The following is a 21,272-nucleotide window of genomic DNA, read 5'->3' on the forward strand; positions in this document are numbered from 1 at the left end:
CTGTCTCTCGTTGAATCGCGACACGAAAGATTTTGGGAGCAAGTGATGCGCAAAGTTACCGCTGCCGTCATGGCCTCAACGCTGGCCTTCAGTGCGTTTAGCCAGGCTGCTGTAGCTAACATCAGCGATAACGGCTCCTCGGTTGAGGGCGCAACGCAGCACAGCAGCCAAAACCATATGTTTGACGGCATAAGTTTAACCGAACATCAGCGTCAACAGATGCGAGATCTGATGCAGAGGGCACGACACGACCAGCCCCCTGTTAATGTTAGCGAAATGGAGACAATGCATCGCCTTGTCACCGCAGAAAATTTTGACGAAAACGCTGTACGCGCTCAGGCCGAAAAAATGGCGCAGGAACAGGTTGCCCGCCAGGTAGAGATGGCGAAGGTTCGCAACCAGATGTTTCACCTGCTAACGCCCGAGCAGCAAGCGGTTTTGAACACCAAACATCAGCAACGTATGAACCAGTTGCGTGAGGTTGCACGGATGCAGCGAAGCTCAGATATGACGCTTTTCAGTAGCAATAGCAGTACCCGTAGTAACCAGTAAACCCTGTTTTCCTTGCCATAGACACCATCCCTGTCTTCCCCCACATGATGTGGGGGTTTTTTTTGCCCGTCGTTCAGGTTTGTTAACGCTTTATTCATCCTTTCACTCCACCGCCATCCGTTATACTAGCGCCATGGCATGACAGGAGTGTTTATGAATCAATCCTATGGACGGCTGGTAAGCCGGGCCGCAATAGCCGCGACGGTGACGGCGTCGTGTTTGCTGATCATTAAAATCTTCGCGTGGTGGTACACCGGCTCGGTCAGTATTCTGGCGGCGCTGGTGGATTCGCTGGTGGATATTGCCGCCTCGCTGACCAACCTGCTGGTGGTGCGCTACTCGCTGCAACCGGCGGATGAAGAGCATACGTTTGGGCACGGCAAGGCGGAATCGCTGGCCGCGCTGGCGCAAAGCATGTTTATTTCGGGCTCCGCGCTTTTTCTGTTTTTGACCGGCATTCAGCACCTTATTTCGCCTTCCCCTATGAACGATCCGGGCGTTGGCGTGGTCGTAACGGTAGTTGCACTTATAAGCACACTTGTTCTTGTAACGTTCCAGCGCTGGGTCGTACGCAAAACTCAAAGCCAGGCTGTACGGGCCGATATGCTTCATTATCAGTCTGATGTTATGATGAATGGGGCTATTCTTATTGCGCTTGGTCTGGCCTGGTATGGCTGGCATCGGGCCGATGCGTTGTTTGCGTTAGGGATAGGGATCTATATTTTATACAGCGCGTTGCGGATGGGGTATGACGCGGTACAGTCGCTTCTTGACCGTGCGCTTCCGGACGCAGAACGTAATGAAATTTATGCCATCGTGACCAACTGGCCTGGCGTCAGTGGCGCTCACGATCTTCGTACGCGGCAGTCAGGGCCGACCCGCTTTATTCAGATTCATTTGGAAATGGAAGACAACCTGCCACTGGTTCAGGCGCATATGGTCGCTGAACAGGTGGAGCAGGCGATTTTGCAGCGTTTCCCTGGGTCAGACGTCATTATTCACCAGGATCCGTGCTCTGTCGTACCCAGGGCGTTTTGAGCTTTCGTAATTCGTTGTAAAAAAGAGAGCCAGACCAGCATTTTGTGGATAAATTACCACCATATGGCCTGACCTGAATCAATTCAGCTGGAAGGGATTGATATACTATTTGCAGTATTCGACGGTTGAACAGTTTCTTCCGGCAGCAGATTTCAATTTTGCATTCCTAAGTTCAGAGGTAGTCATGATTAAGAAAATCGGTGTGTTGACAAGCGGCGGTGATGCGCCGGGCATGAACGCGGCAATCCGTGGGGTTGTCCGTGCAGCGCTGACGGAAGGTCTGGAAGTTTTTGGTATCTATGACGGTTACCTGGGCCTGTATGAAGACCGCATGGTTCAGCTGGACCGCTACAGCGTATCTGACATGATCAACCGTGGCGGTACTTTCCTCGGTTCTGCGCGCTTCCCGGAATTCCGTGACGAACACATCCGCGAAGTGGCTATCGAAAACATGAAAAAACGCGGCCTGGACGCGCTGGTGGTTATCGGCGGCGACGGCTCGTACATGGGTGCAAAACGTCTGACGGAAATGGGCTTCCCGTGCATCGGCCTGCCTGGCACCATCGACAACGACATTAAAGGCACCGACTACACCATCGGTTACTTCACCGCGCTGGGTACCGTTGTGGAAGCGATTGACCGCCTGCGTGACACCTCTTCCTCTCACCAGCGTATTTCCATCGTTGAAGTGATGGGCCGTTACTGCGGTGACCTGACCCTGGCGGCGGCAATTGCCGGTGGCTGTGAGTTCGTAGTAGTTCCGGAAGTGGAATTCAGCCGTGAAGATCTGGTCGCTGAGATCAAAGCCGGTATCGCGAAAGGTAAGAAACACGCGATCGTTGCCATCACCGAGCACATCTGTGACGTTGACGAACTGGCGAAGTACATCGAAACCGAAACCAAACGCGAAACCCGCGCGACCGTACTGGGTCACATTCAGCGCGGCGGTTCCCCGGGCCCATACGACCGTATCCTGGCGTCCCGCATGGGTGCGTACGCGATTGAGCTGCTGCTTCAGGGCCACGGCGGCCGCTGCGTCGGTATTCAGAACGAGAAACTGGTTCACCATGACATCATTGACGCCATTGAAAACATGAAGCGTCCGTTCAAAGGTGACTGGCTGGACTGCGCGAAAAAACTGTACTGATTCGCTGTGTTTGTTATGCCCGGTGGCGCTGCGCTTACCGGGTCTGCGTAGCGACAAATGTAGGCCGGGTAAGGCGAAGCCGCCACCCGGCTTTTTTATGCCCCGCCATTTTATATTCCTCCACGTTATAGCCAATCTTTTTTTATTCTTTAATCATCGGTTAGCTTTCTGGCACGCTGCATTCATCAAAACACTGCATAAGAGAGCTGGGCGATGAAGAAATGGGGCGTGGGGTTAACATTATTGCTGGCATCGACCAGCGTTCTGGCAAAGGACATTCAGTTACTGAACGTGTCGTACGACCCGACGCGTGAGCTGTACGACCAGTACAACAAAGCTTTTGCGGCGCACTGGAAACAGGAAACCGGCGATAACGTGGTGGTTCGCCAGTCTCACGGCGGCTCCGGTAAGCAGGCGACATCGGTGATCAACGGCATTGAAGCTGATGTGGTTACCCTGGCGCTGGCTTACGACGTGGACGCCATTGCGGAGCGCGGCCGTATCGACAAAAACTGGATCAAACGCCTGCCGGACAACTCTGCACCCTACACCTCGACCATCGTCTTCCTGGTGCGTAAAGGCAACCCGAAACAGATTAAGGACTGGAACGACCTGGTGAAACCGGGCGTGTCGGTCATCACGCCGAACCCGAAAAGCTCCGGCGGCGCACGCTGGAACTACCTGGCGGCCTGGGGCTACGCGCTGCACCACAACAACGGTGACCAGGCGAAAGCACAGGCATTCGTGAAAGCGCTGTTCAAAAACGTCGAGGTGCTGGACTCCGGCGCGCGCGGCGCAACCAATACCTTCGTTGAGCGCGGCATTGGCGACGTGCTGATCGCCTGGGAAAACGAAGCCCTGCTGGCAACCCACGAGCTGGGTAAAGACAAGTTTGAAATCGTGACCCCGAGCGAATCCATCCTCGCTGAACCGACCGTCTCCGTAGTCGATAAGGTTGTTGATAAGAAAGGGACCAAAGCGGTGGCGGAAGCCTACGTGAAGTACCTTTACTCGCCGGAAGGTCAGGAAATTGCGGCGAAAAACTTCTATCGCCCGCGCGATGAGGCCATCGCGAAGCAATACGAGAACGCCTTCCCGAAACTGAAGCTGTTTACGATCGATGATGTTTTTGGCGGCTGGACCAAAGCGCAGAAAGAGCACTTCTCCAGCGGCGGCACCTTCGACCAAATCAGCAAGCGCTAGGCGTTTCATAAAGCACGACACGGTAACCCGGTGTGAGAAATCCGCCGGGTTTTTTATTTGGTCATCATTTTGCGTTACTCTTTTGCCTTTACTGAAAACAGGGAACGCGTTGTGAAAAAAATTATCTTACTGATTCTGATCGTTATCGCCCTTGCCGCAGGCGGCGTGTACTGGATGAAAGCGGGTAATCCGAATGCGTTGCGCCATATCGTGCTCGACCAGTGTGTGCCCAACCAGCTGCAAAACCGTAACCCGGCGCCGTGTGCGCAGGTGAAGCCGGACGCTGGCTACGTGGTGTTTAAAGACCGCAACGGGCCGCTGCAATACCTCCTGATGCCCACGTACCGTATTAACGGCACCGAAAGCCCGCTGCTGACTGAACCTCAGACGCCGAATTTCTTCTGGCTGGCGTGGCAGTCGCGTAACTTTATGAGCATGAAGCGGGGCGCCGACGTACCTGACAGCGCCATTTCGCTGACCATCAACTCCCCGACCGGGCGCACGCAAAACCATTTCCATATCCACATCTCCTGCCTGCGCCCGGACGTGCGCGAGAAGCTGAACGCGGCTCAGGGGCAAATCAGCACCCAGTGGCTACCTTTTCCAGGCGGGCTGGAGGGGCATGAGTACCTTGCCCGTCGGGTGACGGAGAACGAACTGGTGCAGCGCAGCCCGTTTATGATGCTGGCGGAAGAGCTGCCGGAAGCCCGCGACCATATGGGACGCTTCGCGCTGGCGATGGCGCAGCAGTCGGACGGCTCGTTTGTACTGCTGGCGACGGAGCGTAATCTGCTGACCTTTAACCGCGCGTCGGCTGAGGAATTACAGGATCATCAATGCGATATCCTGAAGTGACCCCACCATAAATAGCGTTTACTCGCCCTGCCTGTCGCCGTAGACTTGCTGAAAAATTCTACAGGAGACAGGCATGTCGCTCTGGTTAACGCATCCTCTGCTGCTTCCCTCGCTGATCGTCGGCGTCACCATCGTGCTGTGGGCGACGTCGCTGTTGCCAGAATTTATTACCGCGCTGCTGTTCTTCACGGCGGCGATGACCGCCAGAATCGCCCCGCCGGAGGCGATCTTCGGCGGCTTTGCCTCGTCGGCTTTCTGGCTGGTGTTCAGCGGTTTTGTGCTCGGCGTGGCGATCCGAAAAACCGGCCTGGCGGACAGGGCGGCCCGGGCGCTGTCGGCAAAGCTTACCGACTCCTGGGTGCTGATGGTGGCAAGCGTTGTGCTCCTGAGCTATGCCCTGGCGTTCGTCATGCCCTCAAACATGGGGCGTATTGCGCTGCTGATGCCAATTGTTGCCGCAATGGCGAAGCGGGCTGGCATTCCTGATGGCTCGCGGGCGTGGTTTGGCCTGGCGCTTGCCGTAGGCTTTGGCACCTTTCAGCTTTCGGCCACCATCCTGCCCGCCAACGTTCCCAACCTGGTGATGAGCGGCGCGGCGGAAGGCTCATACGGTATCCACCTCAATTATGTCCCTTATTTGCTGCTGCACACGCCGGTGCTGGGCATTCTCAAAGGCCTGATTCTGATTGGCCTGATCTGCTGGCTGTTCCCCGGTAGCCCGAAACCGGCGAAGGATCTGGCGCCATCGGAACCGATGGGGCGTGACGAAAAACGGCTTGCCTGGCTGCTGGCGGCGGTGCTGGTGATGTGGGTGACGGAGAGCTGGCACGGCGTGGGACCGGCGTGGACGGGGCTGGCAGCCTCGGTCATCGTCATGCTGCCGCGCATTGGTTTTATCACCGGCGAGGAGTTCTCCGCCGGGGTGAATATGCGTACCTGTATCTACGTCGCGGGTATTCTCGGGCTGGCGATTACGGTGACACAAACCGGTATTGGAGCGGCAGTGGGGGAGGCGTTGCTGCATATCATGCCGCTGGATGCAGACAAACCGTTTACCAGCTTCCTGGCGCTGACGGGGATCACCACGGCGCTCAACTTCATTATGACCGCCAACGGCGTTCCGGCGCTGTACACCACGCTGGCGCAGAGCTTCTCGGACGCGACCGGCTTCCCGCTACTGTCGGTGATCATGATTCAGGTGCTGGGGTATTCCACGCCGCTGCTGCCGTATCAGGCGTCGCCGATTGTGGTGGCGATGGGCTTAGGGAAAGTGCCTGCGAAGGCGGGGATGGTGCTCTGCCTGGCGCTGGCGGTGGCAACCTATCTGGTGCTGCTGCCGCTGGATTATCTGTGGTTTAGCCTGCTGGGACGGCTGTAAAAAAGCCCGGTGGCGCTGACGCTTACCGGGCCTACAGAACCGTAGGGCGGGTTAGCGAAGCGCCACCCGCCACAAAGGCAATTACGCCTGTTTAGCCGCTTCTGCTGCTTTAACGATCACCGCGAAAGCGTCAGCCTTCAGGGATGCGCCGCCAACCAGCGCGCCGTCGATGTCTGGCTGGGTGAACAGCTCAGCAGCGTTGGATGCGTTAACGGAACCGCCGTACTGGATGATCACTTGCTCAGCCACTTTCGCGTCTGCTTTCGCAATGTGGTCACGGATGAACTTGTGCACCGCCTGAGCCTGCGCAGGAGTTGCAGATTTGCCGGTACCGATCGCCCAGACTGGCTCGTAAGCGATAACCGCGCCTTCGAACGCTGCCGCGCCCTGCGTTTTCAGCACGGCGTCGATCTGACGCGCGCACACTTCTTCGGTTTTGCCCGCTTCGTTTTCTGCTTCGGTTTCACCGATGCACAGCACCGGGATCAGACCCTGCTCTTTAAGCACGGCGAATTTCTTCGCGATGAACTCGTCAGATTCTTTGTGGTAGGTGCGACGCTCGGAGTGGCCGATGATGATGTATTTCGCGCCGATGTCTTTTAGCATTTCAGCGGAGGTTTCACCGGTGAATGCGCCGGACAGGTTAACGTCAACGTTCTGCGCGCCCAGCACGATGTGGCTGCCGTCAGCGGCACGTTTAGCCAGATCCAGGTACATATCCGGCGGAGCGATAGCAACCGCGCAGCCGGTCACGCCAGCCAGCTCTTTACGCAGGTTAGCAACCAGTTCGTTTACCATGTGGCGGCTGCCGTTCAGTTTCCAGTTACCCATCACTAAAGGATGTCGCATTTCAATTCTCCACGCTCAATAAGCGAATTAAGGAATATGGCCACCCTTAAGGGCAGCATGGTCTGTGAATCAGTATAGAGATTTTCCCTCGAAAGGCTTTGCTTTTTGTCATTAATTCGCCCCCTCGAGTGCGTCTGATAACGCCAGCTTAATCGGTTCAACCGCGAAGGTCAGCCCCTTTTCGCCGTTGTCTGCGACGACGTAGCGAACGGCGCCTTCCGTATCGGCGTAATAGCGTTTGTTTTTCCCGGCGGTAAGCAGTTTTTGCAGCTTTTGCTGGCTTTGCGCTTTGGTGAAGGTGGGGGTAAAGGCGCGCAGGATGGCGCTCATGTACTCCAGCGCTTTCGCTTTCGCCGCTTTCTGCTCTGGCCCCTGAATCGGCAGCCAGGTGATCTGCATGCTTTTGATTTTTAACGTTCCGCGCTCAAGGGCAGTGGATGCATACAGATTCTCGTTAATTTTGCTGGCGGCGCGGGTCAGGGTCGGCGTATCGCGGGCACCGTCAATCGCACGAAACTCCCCCAGCGCAAGCGAGGGGTTTTCTTTGTTGAAGGCCTCGCGGAACTGGCTGATAGATTGATCGAAAGAGGGGGCGCCCGCCAGGAGATAGGGCGCGGTGACCGGAGAGGCCGTTTCCGCAGCGAACAGGGGGAAACTGGCGCTCAGCATCGCTAAACACAAATAAAGAGAGTGTGCCGAACTTTTCATCAACATTGCCCCTGGCCGTCATTGCCCATGATTAAAACGATATCTGGTTGGCTTGTCAAAAGGTCACAACTCCAGGGTAAAATGCGGGCTAAACAATAATAAGGAACCTTACATGACCATACAGCAGTGGCTGTTTTCATTCAAAGGGCGTATTGGACGCCGTGACTTCTGGATCTGGATGGCAGCGTGGGTTATCGCCATGCTGCTTCTGTTTTTCGTTGCCTACAATGCCTGGCTGAGCACGCAAACCGCGGCATTTGCGCTGGTCTGTTTGCTGTGGCCAACCGCCGCCGTGGTGGTGAAGCGTCTGCACGATCGTGGCCGCTCCGGCGCATGGGCTTTCCTGATTATTCTGGCGTGGATGCTAGTGGCGGGAAACTGGGCGATGCTGCCCTCCATCCTCCCGTGGGTGGTGGGCAGACTGCTGCCGACGGTTATCTTTGTGATGATGGTTGTCGAACTGGGCGCGTTTATCGGCACCCAGAGCGAGAACAAATACGGAAAAGATACCCTTGAGGTGAAGTACCGCTGATCACCAGTAGTGTTCAGCGGTCATGTGGCCCGGCCGGCGGCGAAGGTGCTTCGTCATCTGCCGGGTATCCTTCAGCAGCTGCTGCGTATCGCGCACCATCAGCGGATTACCGCATAGCATCACGTGACTGGTTTCGGTATTCATCGGTAAACCCACTGCCTCTTCCAGCGCGCCGCTTTCAATCAGCGCCGGAACGCGGCCTGTTAACGAGCCGGCTGCGGTTTCGCGGCTGACCACCGTCTGAATCTTTAATTTCCCGCCGTAACGCTGTTCCAGCGCCTGCATCTGCGGCAAATAGCTCAGGTCGGCGGCGTAACGCGCGGCGTGGACCAGCACGATGTTCTTAAAGCGCTCCAGATCTTTGCCGTACTCCAGGATAGAGAGATAAGGGCCGATGGCCGTACCGGTCGCCAGCATCCAGAGCGTTTCACAATCCGGAATTTCATCCAGCACAAAGAAGCCTGCCGCGTCGCTGACAATCTGCACCTCATCGCCCGGTTTTAGCGCAGCAAGGCGCGGGCTGAGCTTGCCGTCCGGAACGGTGACCAGGTAGAACTCGAGATCCGGGTTATCAGGCGCGTTAACGTAAGAGTAGGCGCGCTGTACGCGTTCACCGTCGATATCCAGCCCGAGCTTGGCAAACTGCCCGGCGGTAAACGGATGAACGGGCGCGTGCAGCGTGAGGCTAAATAGCGCATCGGTCCAGAACTGTACCTTTGTGACTTTACCTGTTACCCAGTCCGCCATGATCTTCTCCTGTGCTGTGTCTCTCTTCTATCTTCCGTACTTGTGGGAAACATTTCCAGCCCATTCGGGCCGGAAAGCTCTATCGATCAAACGGTTTTACAGAATGTGCGTCTGCACGTCCGGGTCTTTGCGATCGAGATAATGAATGGACTGAATGCGGCGAATGGTGCGGGATTTACCGCGGATCAGCAGGGTTTCGGTGGTGGCCATGTTGCCCTTGCGGGTGATGCCGTCCAGCAGATCGCCTTTGGTGATGCCGGTGGCGGAGAAGACCACGTTATCGCTGCGGGCCATATCGCTCAGAGCGAGCACTTTATTGGCTTCGATGCCCATCGCGGCACAGCGCGCCAGCTCGTCTTCACCGATGCGGCGGTTCTCGTCGCTGTCGCCTTTAACCTCATGGCGTGGCAGCAGGCGCGCCTGCATATCACCGTCCAGCGCGCGGATCACTGCCGCAGAGACCACGCCTTCCGGCGCGCCGCCGATGCCGTAAAGCACGTCGACTTCGCTGTCCGGCATGCAGGTCAGAATAGAGGCGGCAACGTCGCCATCCGGAATGGCAAACACGCGCACGCCGAGTGCTTGCAGATAAGAGATGGTGGCGTCGTGGCGCGGTTTCGCCAGAATGGTCACGGTGAGTTCGTTGAGCGGTTTACCCAGCGCCGCCGCGATATTGCGCAGGTTGGCGTCCAGCGGCAGGCTGAGGTCGATTGCGCCTTTTGCGCCAGGGCCGACAATCAGCTTTTCCATGTACATGTCCGGCGCGTTGAGGAAGCAGCCTTTATCGCCCACGGCCAGCACCGCCAGCGCATTGGCCTGGCCCATCGCCGTCATGCGCGTGCCTTCGATCGGGTCGACCGCAATATCTACCGCATCGCCTTTGCCGGTTCCGACTTTTTCACCGATGTAGAGCATCGGCGCTTCGTCGATTTCGCCTTCGCCAATGACGATAGTGCCGTCGATATTGACCTGATTAAGCACAATGCGCATGGCATGGACGGCTGCGCCGTCTGCGGTATTTTTGTCGCCACGACCCAGCCACTTATAGCCTGCAAGGGCGGCAGCTTCGGTGACGCGGGAAAACTCGATAGCAAGTTCACGTTTCATGAGGTACTCGTACAATCAAAAGGAATTGCACGAAGTTTATCACAGAGTGGAGAGGGGCGAGGGGACCGGTGCGGTCGATGCCCCTCACCTTAACCCTCTCCCCAGAGGAGAGGGAATATAGGCTTACTCGTCGTGCTCTTCCCATGCCAGGGCACGTTTCACCGCTTTCTTCCATCCGCTGTAGCGGTAGTTGCGCTCGGTGGTTTCGATCCCAGGACGGAATTCGCGTTCGATTACTGCTTTTTCCTGAAGCTCATCGAGGTTTTGCCAGAAGCCAACCGCCAGGCCTGCCAGATACGCTGCGCCAAGTGCCGTCACTTCTCGCACCTCAGGACGCTCAACGCGGGTGCCCAGAATGTCGGACTGGAACTGCATCAGGAAGTTGTTGGCCACCGCGCCGCCGTCCACGCGCAGGGCGTGCAGACGAATGCCGGAGTCGGCCTGCATCGCTTCCAGCACGTCGCGCGTCTGGTAGGCGATGGATTCCAGGGTCGCACGGATGATGTGGTTTGAGTTCACACCACGCGTCAGGCCGAAAATCGCGCCGCGGGCATACGGATCCCAGTACGGTGCGCCCAGACCGGTAAACGCGGGCACCACGTATACGCCGTTGGTGTCTTTCACCTTAGTCGCAAAGTATTCGGAGTCAAACGCATCGCTGATCAGCTTCATCTCGTCGCGCAGCCACTGAATGGACGCGCCCGCCATGAATACCGCCCCTTCCAGGGCATAGTTCACCTCACCGCGTGGGCCGCAGGCGATGGTGGTCAGCAGACCGTTTTCTGATTTCACCGCTTTCTCACCGGTGTTCATCAGCATAAAGCAGCCGGTACCGTACGTGTTCTTCGCCATCCCTTCCTTAACGCACAGCTGGCCGAACAGCGCCGCCTGCTGGTCACCGGCGATACCGGCGATAGGAATACGCGTGCCGCCTTTACCGCCGATGTTGGTCTGGCCGTACACTTCTGAAGATTTACGCACCTGCGGCAGCATGGCGCGCGGAATGTCCAGCGCGTCCAGCATCTTGTCATCCCACTCCAGGGTGTTGATGTTGAACAGCATGGTGCGCGAGGCGTTGGTGTAGTCGGTGACGTGAACGCGTCCCTGAGTCATTTTCCAGATAAGCCAGGTATCGACGGTGCCGAACAGCAACTCGCCGCGTCGTGCGCGCTCGCGTGAACCTTCCACATGGTCGAGGATCCACTTCACTTTGGTGCCGGAGAAATAGGGGTCAATGACCAGACCGGTTGCGCTGCGGATGTACTCTTCCATCCCGTCGCGCTTCAGCTTTTCGCAGATCTCTGACGTGCGGCGGCACTGCCAGACAATGGCATTGTAGATTGGCTTACCGGTTTCGCGCTCCCAGACAACGGTGGTTTCACGCTGGTTGGTGATACCGATAGCGGCAATCTCGTCAGAACTGATGTCGGCTTTTGCCAGTACTTCCACCAGCGTGGAGCTTTGTGACGCCCAGATCTCCATTGGGTCGTGTTCTACCCAGCCTGGACGCGGATATATTTGCTCAAATTCGCGTTGAGACACGCTGACAATGTTCGCGTCGTGATCCATTACGACAGCGCGGGAGCTGGTAGTGCCCTGGTCGAGCGCAACGATATATTTTTTTTCGGTCATGGTATGTGTCCCGTAGTCAGATTACAGCGAAGCTTTTTGTTGTGCGGTGGAAGTCGTCTCTTTTTCCTCTTCCACACAGGTGTCGCACGGTAAGTGGCGACCAATTAATTTGCGATAGCCAAATGCGCCCAGCGCCGCCCCTACGATTGGCCCGAACAGCGGAACCAGGAAGTAAGGAATGTCCTTGCCGCCAGTGAAGGCGACGTCGCCCCATCCGGCAAAGAAGGCGAAGGTTTTTGGGCCCAGGTCGCGCGCCGGGTTCATCGCAAAGCCGGTCAGCGGCCCCATCGACGCGCCGATAACCGCAATCAGGAGGCCAATCAGCAGCGGCGCCAGCGGGCCGCGCGGAATGCCGTTTCCGTCGTCGCCCAGCGCCATAATGACGCCCATCAGAATAGCGGTAATCACCATTTCAACTGCGAACGCCTGCACAAAATTAATATGCGGATTCGGATACGTTGAGAAAATGCCCGCCAGATCCAGACTTTCGACACTACCACGCACCATGTGGTGCGTCTGCTCGAAGTCGCTGAAAAGATTGTAATAAAGCCCGTAAACTAACGCCGCTGCGCAAAAGGCGCCGGCAAATTGTGAAATGATGAAAGGGACAACTTTGCGTCCGTCAAAGCACGCGAACAGCCACAATGCGATGGTCACCGCCGGGTTAAGATGTGCGCCGGAAACGCCTGCGGTCAGGTAGATGGCCATCGCCACGCCCAGACCCCAGATAATACTGATTTCCCACTGACCAAAACTGGCACCCGCCACTTTCAGTGCAGCGACACAGCCTACTCCGAAGAATATCAACAACCCGGTACCCAGAAACTCGGCAATGCACTGGCCTTTTAAGGTTGATGTCTGACTCATAATCGGAATCCTGCAAAAGAGTAATGTTTATTGTTTGCGTGACCGCCCGTGACAGTCACGGTGTCCTGTAGACACAGTGTTAATTTATCGTTAACGAGCACAAACGAGAAATATCGAAATCGAAATGTGTGGTCTGTGTCAATAAAATGAGCGTTTTCGCGCCATAAAGCGCGTTTTTGCATCAGATAATGATTATGGGCTGAATCATTTCTTTAACTTATGGGTTAACAACTTAGGGGTATATGCGGCGAACGCACCAGGACGAGGCCGAAAAGTGTTGCAAACCGCGATCTGCGTGGCATGCCGCTGGACAGGGGCGACGGCGCTCCATACAATCGGAACATATGTTGTGCGCGTTTATCTTAAAGCGTCGCCTTGCAATTCAGGAGAGGTAGGATCATGTCTTTAGAAGTGTTTGAGAAACTGGAATCGAAAGTACAGCAGGCGATTGACACCATCACGCTGCTGCAAATGGAAATTGAAGAGCTGAAAGAGAAGAACAACTCCCTGTCTCAGGAAGTTCAGAACGCTCAGCACAGCCGCGAAGAACTGGAGCGCGAAAACAACCAGCTGCGCGAACAGCAGAACGGCTGGCAGGATCGCTTGCAGGCGCTGCTGGGACGTATGGAAGAAGTCTGATTTCCTTTGGGAATGAATTAAGTAGGCCGGGTAAGGCGAAGCCGCCACCCGGCTTTTTTATGCATCTCGCTTACCGATTAACTACTCAATGTCCAGCGCATCTTCGGAAAGGATAATCCCGGTATTATCGGCATAAAGATGGTCGCCGGAGAAGAAGGTTACCCCGCCGAAATTGACGCGCACGTCGCTTTCGCCGATGCCTTCACCCGCTGCGCCAACCGGAATGGCGGCAATGGCCTGAATACCGATATCCAGGTCTTCCAGATCGTCCACCTGGCGCACGGAGCCGTAGACCACAATCCCTTCCCACTCGTTTTGCACAGCAAGGCGGGCGAGGTCTGCATCGATCAGTGCGCGGCGTACTGAACCGCCACCGTCCACCAGCAGGACGCGGCCACGGCCGTTCTCTTCGAGCAGATCGTACAGCAACCCGTTGTCCTCGAAACATTTCACCGTGATGATTTGCCCGCCAAATGACGACCGTCCGCCAAAGTTGGAAAACAGGGGTTCAACGACGTTGACATCTTCCTGGTAGATGTCGCAAAGCTCGGAGGTATCGTATTTCATAGGTTTAACGCTCTGTTGCTGCGAATGTGTTCAGTATATCGTGCGAAATGCGTTGTTGGCAAAATCATCAATTGTTAATTGATATTTGTCAGCTAACTCAGCGTCTGGCTTAAGACAATCCCGATGACGAACAGCAGGTTAGTCAGCAATGCGCCTTTTACCGTGCGTTCCAGCATCGGCGGCATGGCGGCCGGGCTAAGTTCACGCATCACGTAACGGGCCTGTTTAATCAACAGCGGTGCGGCGAGCACAAACAGCCAGCCCCACAGGCTGTGCAGAGAAATCAGGTTGAACAGCGCCAGGCAGACCAGCGCGCCGATGAGCAGGCAGGCGTGATAGCGGCGTGCATTCACCGGCCCCAGACGCACCGCAAGGGTGTTTTTACCGTTCTCGCGGTCGCTGTCGATGTCGCGCAGGTTATTGATATTTAGCACCGCTGTCGCCAGCAGGCCACAGGCGGTCGCGGGCAGGAACAGGGCAGGGATCACCGTATGTGCCTGCAAGTACCAGCTTCCCATCACGCTTAGCCAGCCGAAGAAAACCAGCACGGAGATATCGCCCAGGCCAATATACCCGTAAGGGCGCGTGCCGACGGTATAGGTAATGGCCGCGATAATGGCGAGCAGGCCCAGCACCAGGAAGCCAATGAAGTCGCTGGTGGTTTTCGAGGCGACCGTCACCAGCGCCAGCCCGGACAGGCAAATTAACACCACGGTGATAATCAACGCCCGCTTCATCTGTGCCTGGGTGATCACCCCTTTTTGCATCCCGCGCAGCGGCCCGATACGGTCAGGCTTGTCGCTGCCTTTTACCGCATCGCCGTAATCGTTCGCGAGGTTAGAGAGGATTTGCAGCAGCCCGGCGGTAATGAGCGCCAGACCTGCTACCAGCGGATCGAAATGCCCCTGCCACCAGGCAAGCGCGGTGCCGACAATAATAGCGGCAAAAGCCAGAGGAAGCGTTTTAGGGCGCAGACTTTCGAGCCACGCCTGCGTACGGCTGATATCAGTCATAGTTATTTAGCCAATAAAAAATGGGGGCAATAGCCCCCATCAACAGTGATGAAAATGCATTGAACGCGATTATAGAATAAAACGGCTCAGATCTTCATCTGCCACTAACGCATCCAGGTGTTTGCTCACATAGTCTGCGTCAATGGTAATGCTTTGACCGTTAAGGTCGCTCGCATCATAAGAGATGTCTTCCATCAGGCGTTCCAGCACGGTGTGCAGACGACGCGCACCGATGTTCTCGGTGGTCTCGTTGACCTGCCACGCGGCCTGGGCGATGCGCTTGATACCGTCATCGGTAAATTCAACGTTCACGCCTTCGGTCGCCATCAGCGCTTTGTACTGTACGGTCACAGAAGCGTTTGGCTCGGTCAGGATACGTTCGAAATCTTCGGTGGTCAGCGCCTGCAACTCAACGCGGATAGGCAGACGACCCTGGAGTTCCGGGATCAGGTCAGACGGACTGGCAATCTGGAACGCACCGGAGGCGATAAACAGAATGTGGTCAGTCTTCACCATGCCGTGCTTGGTGGAAACGGTGCAACCTTCTACCAGCGGCAGCAGGTCGCGCTGAACACCTTCGCGGGAAACATCCGGGCCGGACGCGTTGCCGCGCTTACAGATTTTGTCGATTTCGTCGATAAAGACGATACCGTGCTGCTCAACGGCGTCGATAGCGTCCTGTTTCAGCTCTTCCGGGTTAACCAGCTTCGCGGCTTCTTCTTCAATCAGCAGCTTCATCGCGTCTTTGATTTTCAGCTTACGCGCTTTCTGCTTCTGGCCGCCCAGGTTCTGGAACATGGACTGCAACTGGCTGGTCATCTCTTCCATGCCCGGAGGCGCCATGATTTCTACGCCCATCGGCGCAGCAGCGAGATCGATCTCAATCTCTTTATCGTCCAGTTCACCTTCGCGCAGCTTTTTGCGGAATGCCTGACGCGCAGCAGAAGGTTCAGCCTGCTGTTCAGCCTGTCCCCAGTTGTTTTTTGCCGGTGGGATCAGCACGTCGAGAATGCGCTCTTCGGCCATCTCTTCGGCGCGATAGCGGTTTTTCTCGATCGCCTGGACGCGCACCATCTTAATTGCCGAATCGGTCAAATCGCGGATGATGGAGTCCACTTCTTTACCCACATAGCCCACTTCGGTGAACTTAGTGGCTTCCACTTTGATGAACGGCGCGTTAGCCAGCTTGGCCAGACGACGGGCGATTTCGGTTTTACCCACCCCGGTCGGGCCGATCATCAGAATGTTTTTCGGCGTCACTTCGTGGCGCAGCTCTTCGTCGAGCTGCATGCGACGCCAGCGGTTACGCAGTGCGATAGCCACGGAGCGCTTGGCGTTATCCTGGCCGATAATGTGTTTGTTCAGTTCGCTGACAATTTCGCGTGGGGTCATTTCAGACATGGGCGATCCTTACGCTTTGGAGGTCAATTCTTCGATGGTGTGATTGTGGTTGGTATAGATGCAGATATCACCTGCAATATCCAACGCTTTCACCGCGATATCGCGCGCGTTCATGTCGGTATTTTCCAACAGCGCACGGGCTGCGGCCTGGGCGTACGGGCCGCCAGAGCCGATGGCAATCAGGTCGTTTTCAGGCTGAACCACGTCACCGTTACCAGTGATGATCAGCGAGGCGTTTTCGTCGGCCACGGCCAGCAGCGCTTCGAGCTTGCGCAGCATGCGGTCGGTACGCCAGTCTTTTGCCAGCTCAACGGCGGCTTTCACCAGATGACCCTGATGCATTTCCAGTTTGCGTTCAAACAGTTCAAACAGCGTGAAGGCATCCGCCGTGCCGCCCGCGAAACCGGCGATCACTTTGTCGTTATAAAGACGACGGACTTTCTTCACGTTGCCTTTCATGACGGTATTACCCAGCGTGGCCTGGCCATCACCGGCAATTACCACCTGGCCGTTACGGCGTACACTTACTATTGTTGTCACGAGCAGACCCCCTGGTTACAGATTCGGGAAACAGAAGCCCTGAGCCTGTGCTCAGGGCTGAATTAAATGATAGATGGGGGGGATTTCGGGGGTTTCAACCCCCGGAGGCGAGTCGAATGCAGTTTGTGTGGCCAGCCACTTTCAAACGGGAAATGGTGCCGTCTGCGTTTTCTTTGCCTTTGACCGGGCCAATCACCACGCGATTCCAGCCGTTATTGGTGGTAATGCGTGAGTCAAATCCTTCAAATGCCAGCTGAGCACGCACCGTTTCGGCCTGCTCGGCGCCTTTAAACGAGCCGCACTGAACCATCCAGCGGCGTTCATCTTTTTTCTCCGCCGTCTGCTTCGGCGCCTCGGTCTCTTTGGTGACCGGGGCAGCCTGCTGCGTTTTTGGCTGTTGCGCAGTGGTATGCGCAGGCGTCTGCAACAGATCCTGATACGGCTGTGCCGTTTGCTTCTGCGGCTGCGCTTTCGGCTGCTGCTGGACAGGCTGCGTTTGCACGGTACGCGTCTGTTGCTGCGGTTGGGTGCGCGGCTGCTGTACCGGCTGCGTTTGCGTCCACTGTTGCTGCTGCGTTTGCTGCTGAGCCTGACGCTGGCGCTGCAACGTTTGCTGACGCTGCGCCGGGGTTTGTTCGTTCCACGGCACTTCGTTCAGCTGCGTAGGCTGCTGGCGCATGTCTGCCTGCATCTGAGCGAGCAACTGACGCTGTTCGTCCGTCAGCTGATCGGCATTCTTCACTTCACCCCCGGCAGAAGGTTCGGTAGGCGCACGTACGCCTGGCTGGCGGCTTTCCAGCTCTTTAATGTAGCGCCAGCGCTCTTCAGGCTTCGGAGGCAGGCCGTTACCGACGACCTTGTTGCCCTGAAGGGCTTCAGACTCTTCTTTTTTATGGTGCGTAATGAAGTAGAGGCCGCCAATAAAGGCCACCAGCACGGCCGCAGCAATGGCGACCATGGCTGGAGAGACAGCAGACAGGCTACGTTGCTTGCTTTTTGAACTACTCTTTTTGCGTCGCGAAGGTGCCGGCTGGCCGCGACGTACATAATCTCGTTGTGCCACTATCGTTTCGCTGTATTTATTCGTTCGTCAGCCCGCCATGTTACTTAAGCGACGGGGCTTTGACCAGATAAGGGTGTAGAAAGGTATTTACTTTAAGTTAATGCCTGGGTAGAGCCGCGCACAATCAGCTCACAATCCAGTAGCCGTGACCCGCTGCTAACTGTTTGACCGTGCAGCTGATCCAGCAAAAGCAGCATCGCTTCCCGGCCAATGTCATACCGCGGTTGTGCAACGGTCGAAAGCGGCGGATCGCAAAATTCCGAAAGCGAAATATTATCAAAGCCGATAATCGACAGGTCCTGCGGCACGCGAAGGCCGTGACGTTTGGCGTAAGATAATGCGCCCAGCGCCATCACGTCGCTGTGGCAGAACACCGCGGTAGGCGGTTCTGGCAAGGCCAGCAATTTTTCCAGCGCCTGCCCGCCCGCTTCAAAGGTGAAATCACCGCGCGCAATGTAGTGCGGATCGACGATAGCCCCGGTACGGCGCAGCGCCTGAACGTAGCCCTGCAACCGGTAATGACACAAGGGCATCTCTTCTGGCCCGGCAATACACCCGATACGCTTATGCCCCAGCTCCTGAAGATAGTTCACGGCGTTGAACGCGGCGGTGAGGTTGTCGATATGTACGGTCGGCAGCTCCAGCTCCGGCGCAAACTCGTTCGCCATGACCATCGGCGGTAGATTGCGCTGTTCTTCGATGCTGGCATCAAACGGCAGGCGCGAGCCAAGCAGCAGCATGCCGTCAATCTGCTTGGTGATGATCAGGTCGATAAACGTTTTTTCCTGCTGGTTCTGGTGGGCACAGTCACCAATCAGCACCAGATAGCCCTGGGCGGCGGCGGTAACCTCAATGCCGCGAATAATTTCGCTGAAGAAGGGATCGCAGATGTCCGGCACGATCACCAGGATGGTGCGGGATTCATTGCGTTTAACGTTGCGCCCCATGGCTTGCGGGAAATAACCCACCTCAAGCGCCGCCTTTTCAACCCGGTTTCGGGTTGCCTGGGAGACTTTGTCAGGGTTCATCAATGCGCGGGACACGGTTGCTGTTGAGACTTGTGCTTTCTCGGCAACGTCTTTCATGGTCGCCGAGGCAACCTCTTTCCTGGACTTCAACGTCTTCTCCTCGCCTGAACACCGAACTGCTTACAGCACCATTTTTACAGATAGTTAATGGAATCGGTTACAGAATTTTCATAAAAAGTGTGAGGCGAGTTAAATTTTTCGATCCGCATTCAGCCTTCAATCGGATCGACGTCCAGAACCCACTTCACTTTTCGCGCTTCCGGCAGGGTATTGATCAGCGCCAGCGTGCCGCTGACGATCTGCTGTAAACGGATACGCGAAGGGTGCTGAAGTAAGAGTTGCCAGCGGAAACGGCCACCGCGTTTCGGGGCAAGCGCGGGGACCGGGCCTAAAATCCACAGCTGATTATCCACCAGCGGGCTGGCTTGCAGAAGGTTTCTCAGCTGTTGCAGGAACAGCGGCGCCTGCTGGTTGTTATGATCTTCCGCACGGATGATGACGTGGCTGGTCCACGGGGGAAGCTGCATCGTCTGACGTTCAGCCAGCGCCTGGTCCGCGAAGGCGTCATAGCCTTTATGCAGCAGGGTTTGCAGCAGCGGATGTTCAGGATGGTGCGTTTGCAGTACGACCTCGCCCTGTTTACCCGCGCGTCCGGCGCGCCCGGCAACCTGAGTATAAAGCTGGGCGAAACGCTCGGCGGAGCGGAAATCTGCCGAGAACAGCGCGCCATCGACGTCCAGCAGGGCAACCAGCGTCACGTCCGGGAAGTGGTGCCCTTTCGCCAGCATCTGAGTGCCAATCAGGATGCGCGCGCCGCCGCGATGCACTTCCGCCAGCTGCTGCTCCAGCGCCCCTTTACGGCTGGTGGTATCCCGGTCGATACGGGAAATAGGCACGTCCGGGAAGAAGGGCGCGAGCGCCTGTTCAAGCTGTTCCGTGCCCAGACCGACCGGCACGATGTGCGTTGATCCGCACGACGGGCACTGGCGCGGCACCGGACGCTGGCTGTCGCAGTGGTGGCAGCGCAGGTGTCGCTGGGCCTGGTGGAAGGTGTAGTAGTGATCGCAGCGCGGGCACTCTGCAATCCAGCCGCAGTCGTGGCACAGCAGCGCAGGCGCGAAGCCGCGGCGGTTCAGAAACAGGATCACCTGGTTGCCCGCCTGCAAATGCTGGCGCATGCGGCTAATCAGTGCAGGTGCTAGCCCGGCCTGTACCTGCTGGCCTTTCAGATCCAGCACGTGCTGGATGGCCGGGCGGGCATTTCCCGCGCGGCGCGTCAGGCGCAGCATGTGGTACTTACGCTGACGCACGTTATGCAGCGTTTCGAGCGCAGGCGTGGCGGACCCGAGAATAATGGGGATTTGCTCGCTGTGCGCGCGGTAGACCGCCAGATCGCGGGCGTGATAGCGCCAGCCTTCCTGCTGTTTATAGGAGCTGTCGTGCTCTTCATCGATCACGATAACGCCGAGGTTTTTAAACGGCGTAAACAGCGAGGAGCGGGTGCCGATAACAATCGCCGCTTCGCCATTTTTCGCCTTCAGCCAGGCGCTGAGGCGCTCGCTGTCGTTCAGGCCGGAGTGCAGCACCTCAACGGGCGCGTTAAAGCGTTCACGAAAGCGGTCGATGGTTTGCGGCGTCAGGCCGATTTCCGGCACCATCACCAGCGCCTGTTTCCCCTGCGCGAGCACGTTTTCCAGCACGCTCAGATAAACTTCGGTTTTACCGGAGCCGGTGACGCCCGCCAGCAGCCAGGCGGAGAAACGATCGGCGGCGCTGTGAATCGCGCCCACGGCGGTGGCCTGCTCGGTATTCAGACGCAGGCGATCGCCCGACACGGAAAAGCCGTCGCGCCAGTCGTGAAGGGCAGGTGCTTCGCTGGCCAGCTCGCTCAGCCCTTTCTTCCTTAATGCCTGTAACGCGGTTTCGCTCACCTCAAGCTCGTCGACCTGATGGCGCCAGATTTTTCCCTGACGCAGCGCGGCCAGCGCCTGCTGCTGTTTCTGTGAGCGCTTGAGGCTATTAATGTCGACCGCCTGCCCCTGCTCGGTGGCAAACCAGTACCACATGGGCGCATGGCTGGCGCGCTTGCCCTGACGCAGCATGATGGGCAGGGCGTGGAACAGGACGTCGCCAACCGGATGATGATAGTAATCCGCTGCCCACAGCAGCAGCCGCCAGGTACTGGAAGAGTAAACCGGTTCATCGTCCAGCACCTCAACGACCGATTTCAGCTCGTTAAGGGGCAGTTCGCTTTTATCGCTGATGGACACTACGATCCCGACGCGCTGCTGTTTGCCAAACGGCACGGTCACGCGACAGCCCGCTTTGGCGCTCATGCTGTCGGGCAGCAGGTAGTCAAAGGTACGGGGAAGCGGAACGGGCAGGGCAACGTGAGCGACGGGCATC

21 protein-coding genes are annotated in these 21,272 nt (G+C 56.9%); 8 read left to right on the top strand and 13 right to left on the bottom strand.

The window, feature by feature from the left end; genetic code table 11:
- Window positions 1–45 precede the first annotated feature (45 nt).
- From cpxP to E0L16_RS16280, 6 genes are all read left to right on the top strand, one after another.
- Window positions 46–552 (top strand): cell-envelope stress modulator CpxP, encoded by a 507-nt coding sequence (gene cpxP, locus E0L16_RS16255; protein ID WP_064910931.1) that lies wholly within the window; start codon window positions 46–48, stop codon window positions 550–552.
- 153 nt (window positions 553–705) lie between these two features.
- A complete protein-coding gene (fieF, locus tag E0L16_RS16260; protein WP_107534226.1) occupies window positions 706–1,590 on the top strand; it encodes a CDF family cation-efflux transporter FieF in 885 nt (294 codons plus the stop codon).
- Window positions 1,591–1,774: 184 nt separating this feature from the next.
- Complete coding sequence (gene pfkA / locus E0L16_RS16265; protein WP_003862009.1) at window positions 1,775–2,737, top strand: 6-phosphofructokinase; 963 nt, start codon at window positions 1,775–1,777, stop codon at window positions 2,735–2,737.
- A gap of 213 nt (window positions 2,738–2,950) precedes the next feature.
- Window positions 2,951–3,940, top strand: coding sequence for a sulfate ABC transporter substrate-binding protein (locus tag E0L16_RS16270; protein WP_131637406.1), 990 nt, complete (start codon window positions 2,951–2,953; stop codon window positions 3,938–3,940).
- Window positions 3,941–4,051: 111 nt separating this feature from the next.
- On the top strand, window positions 4,052–4,795 hold the full coding sequence (locus tag E0L16_RS16275; RefSeq protein ID WP_063449712.1) for a CDP-diacylglycerol diphosphatase: 744 nt from the start codon (window positions 4,052–4,054) through the stop codon (window positions 4,793–4,795).
- A gap of 73 nt (window positions 4,796–4,868) precedes the next feature.
- Window positions 4,869–6,173 carry an SLC13 family permease gene (locus E0L16_RS16280; RefSeq protein ID WP_112792699.1) on the top strand — a complete coding sequence of 435 codons (1,305 nt, stop codon included), beginning with the start codon at window positions 4,869–4,871 and terminating at the stop codon, window positions 6,171–6,173.
- A gap of 81 nt (window positions 6,174–6,254) precedes the next feature.
- Here E0L16_RS16280 and tpiA read toward each other — a convergent pair whose 3' ends face one another.
- Together tpiA and E0L16_RS16290 are read right to left on the bottom strand one after the other, a co-directional pair.
- Complete coding sequence (gene tpiA / locus E0L16_RS16285; RefSeq protein WP_006808674.1) at window positions 6,255–7,022, bottom strand: triose-phosphate isomerase; 768 nt, start codon at window positions 7,020–7,022, stop codon at window positions 6,255–6,257.
- A gap of 111 nt (window positions 7,023–7,133) precedes the next feature.
- Window positions 7,134–7,730, bottom strand: coding sequence for a DUF1454 family protein (locus E0L16_RS16290; RefSeq protein ID WP_063449715.1), 597 nt, complete (start codon window positions 7,728–7,730; stop codon window positions 7,134–7,136).
- A 112-nt stretch (window positions 7,731–7,842) separates the two neighbouring features.
- Here E0L16_RS16290 and E0L16_RS16295 point away from each other — a divergent pair, with 112 nt between their 5' ends.
- Entirely contained in the window at window positions 7,843–8,262 is a 420-nt protein-coding gene (locus E0L16_RS16295; RefSeq protein ID WP_063865457.1) for a DUF805 domain-containing protein, read from the top strand.
- Here E0L16_RS16295 and fpr read toward each other — a convergent pair whose 3' ends face one another.
- From fpr to E0L16_RS16315, 4 genes are all read right to left on the bottom strand, one after another.
- Window positions 8,263–9,009, bottom strand: coding sequence for a ferredoxin--NADP(+) reductase (gene fpr / locus E0L16_RS16300; protein ID WP_131637408.1), 747 nt, complete (start codon window positions 9,007–9,009; stop codon window positions 8,263–8,265).
- 96 nt (window positions 9,010–9,105) lie between these two features.
- Window positions 9,106–10,116 (bottom strand): class II fructose-bisphosphatase, encoded by a 1,011-nt coding sequence (gene glpX / locus E0L16_RS16305; protein ID WP_063449718.1) that lies wholly within the window; start codon window positions 10,114–10,116, stop codon window positions 9,106–9,108.
- Between the two features lie 123 nt (window positions 10,117–10,239).
- Window positions 10,240–11,748, bottom strand: coding sequence for a glycerol kinase GlpK (gene glpK, locus E0L16_RS16310; protein WP_063449719.1), 1,509 nt, complete (start codon window positions 11,746–11,748; stop codon window positions 10,240–10,242).
- 21 nt (window positions 11,749–11,769) lie between these two features.
- Window positions 11,770–12,615 carry an MIP/aquaporin family protein gene (locus E0L16_RS16315; protein WP_063865458.1) on the bottom strand — a complete coding sequence of 282 codons (846 nt, stop codon included), beginning with the start codon at window positions 12,613–12,615 and terminating at the stop codon, window positions 11,770–11,772.
- Window positions 12,616–13,014: 399 nt separating this feature from the next.
- On the opposite strand from E0L16_RS16315, the gene zapB reads away from it, so the two are divergent.
- Window positions 13,015–13,254: a septal ring assembly protein ZapB gene (gene zapB, locus E0L16_RS16320; RefSeq protein WP_022649799.1), complete on the top strand. Its 240-nt coding sequence runs from the start codon at window positions 13,015–13,017 to the stop codon at window positions 13,252–13,254.
- 81 nt (window positions 13,255–13,335) lie between these two features.
- Here the strand turns inward: zapB and rraA are convergent, their stop codons facing one another.
- The 7 genes from rraA to priA form a co-directional block, all read right to left on the bottom strand.
- Entirely contained in the window at window positions 13,336–13,821 is a 486-nt protein-coding gene (rraA, locus tag E0L16_RS16325) for a ribonuclease E activity regulator RraA (protein ID WP_003862032.1), read from the bottom strand.
- A 92-nt stretch (window positions 13,822–13,913) separates the two neighbouring features.
- Window positions 13,914–14,840 (bottom strand): 1,4-dihydroxy-2-naphthoate polyprenyltransferase, encoded by a 927-nt coding sequence (gene menA, locus E0L16_RS16330; protein WP_102750818.1) that lies wholly within the window; start codon window positions 14,838–14,840, stop codon window positions 13,914–13,916.
- Between the two features lie 63 nt (window positions 14,841–14,903).
- Window positions 14,904–16,235, bottom strand: coding sequence for an ATP-dependent protease ATPase subunit HslU (hslU, locus tag E0L16_RS16335; protein WP_131637410.1), 1,332 nt, complete (start codon window positions 16,233–16,235; stop codon window positions 14,904–14,906).
- A 9-nt stretch (window positions 16,236–16,244) separates the two neighbouring features.
- On the bottom strand, window positions 16,245–16,775 hold the full coding sequence (hslV, locus tag E0L16_RS16340; RefSeq protein ID WP_022649795.1) for an ATP-dependent protease subunit HslV: 531 nt from the start codon (window positions 16,773–16,775) through the stop codon (window positions 16,245–16,247).
- A gap of 94 nt (window positions 16,776–16,869) precedes the next feature.
- Window positions 16,870–17,838 carry a cell division protein FtsN gene (gene ftsN, locus E0L16_RS16345; protein WP_017383099.1) on the bottom strand — a complete coding sequence of 323 codons (969 nt, stop codon included), beginning with the start codon at window positions 17,836–17,838 and terminating at the stop codon, window positions 16,870–16,872.
- A 92-nt stretch (window positions 17,839–17,930) separates the two neighbouring features.
- On the bottom strand, window positions 17,931–18,956 hold the full coding sequence (cytR, locus tag E0L16_RS16350; RefSeq protein WP_003862038.1) for a DNA-binding transcriptional regulator CytR: 1,026 nt from the start codon (window positions 18,954–18,956) through the stop codon (window positions 17,931–17,933).
- 119 nt (window positions 18,957–19,075) lie between these two features.
- The gene (gene priA / locus E0L16_RS16355; protein WP_131637412.1) at window positions 19,076–21,271 is read right to left on the bottom strand and encodes a primosomal protein N'; all 2,196 of its coding nucleotides are present in this window, start codon (window positions 21,269–21,271) and stop codon (window positions 19,076–19,078) included.
- Window position 21,272: the final 1 nt, after the last annotated feature.

Origin of the sequence: Enterobacter quasihormaechei (genome assembly GCF_004331385.1) — a bacterium.
GTDB classification, from domain to species: Bacteria; Pseudomonadota; Gammaproteobacteria; order Enterobacterales; family Enterobacteriaceae; genus Enterobacter; species Enterobacter quasihormaechei.

Coding starts and splice junctions, on each gene's coding strand:
- hslU (WP_131637410.1), bottom strand. CDS start 16,235: ATGTCTGAAATGACCCCACGCGAAATTGTCAGCGAACTGAACAAACAC.
- glpX (WP_063449718.1), bottom strand. CDS start 10,116: ATGAAACGTGAACTTGCTATCGAGTTTTCCCGCGTCACCGAAGCTGCC.
- E0L16_RS16270 (WP_131637406.1), top strand. CDS start 2,951: ATGAAGAAATGGGGCGTGGGGTTAACATTATTGCTGGCATCGACCAGC.
- cpxP (WP_064910931.1), top strand. CDS start 46: ATGCGCAAAGTTACCGCTGCCGTCATGGCCTCAACGCTGGCCTTCAGT.
- fpr (WP_131637408.1), bottom strand. CDS start 9,009: ATGGCGGACTGGGTAACAGGTAAAGTCACAAAGGTACAGTTCTGGACC.
- fieF (WP_107534226.1), top strand. CDS start 706: ATGAATCAATCCTATGGACGGCTGGTAAGCCGGGCCGCAATAGCCGCG.
- E0L16_RS16295 (WP_063865457.1), top strand. CDS start 7,843: ATGACCATACAGCAGTGGCTGTTTTCATTCAAAGGGCGTATTGGACGC.
- E0L16_RS16280 (WP_112792699.1), top strand. CDS start 4,869: ATGTCGCTCTGGTTAACGCATCCTCTGCTGCTTCCCTCGCTGATCGTC.
- pfkA (WP_003862009.1), top strand. CDS start 1,775: ATGATTAAGAAAATCGGTGTGTTGACAAGCGGCGGTGATGCGCCGGGC.
- tpiA (WP_006808674.1), bottom strand. CDS start 7,022: ATGCGACATCCTTTAGTGATGGGTAACTGGAAACTGAACGGCAGCCGC.
- E0L16_RS16290 (WP_063449715.1), bottom strand. CDS start 7,730: ATGAAAAGTTCGGCACACTCTCTTTATTTGTGTTTAGCGATGCTGAGC.
- zapB (WP_022649799.1), top strand. CDS start 13,015: ATGTCTTTAGAAGTGTTTGAGAAACTGGAATCGAAAGTACAGCAGGCG.
- E0L16_RS16315 (WP_063865458.1), bottom strand. CDS start 12,615: ATGAGTCAGACATCAACCTTAAAAGGCCAGTGCATTGCCGAGTTTCTG.
- glpK (WP_063449719.1), bottom strand. CDS start 11,748: ATGACCGAAAAAAAATATATCGTTGCGCTCGACCAGGGCACTACCAGC.
- rraA (WP_003862032.1), bottom strand. CDS start 13,821: ATGAAATACGATACCTCCGAGCTTTGCGACATCTACCAGGAAGATGTC.
- priA (WP_131637412.1), bottom strand. CDS start 21,271: ATGCCCGTCGCTCACGTTGCCCTGCCCGTTCCGCTTCCCCGTACCTTT.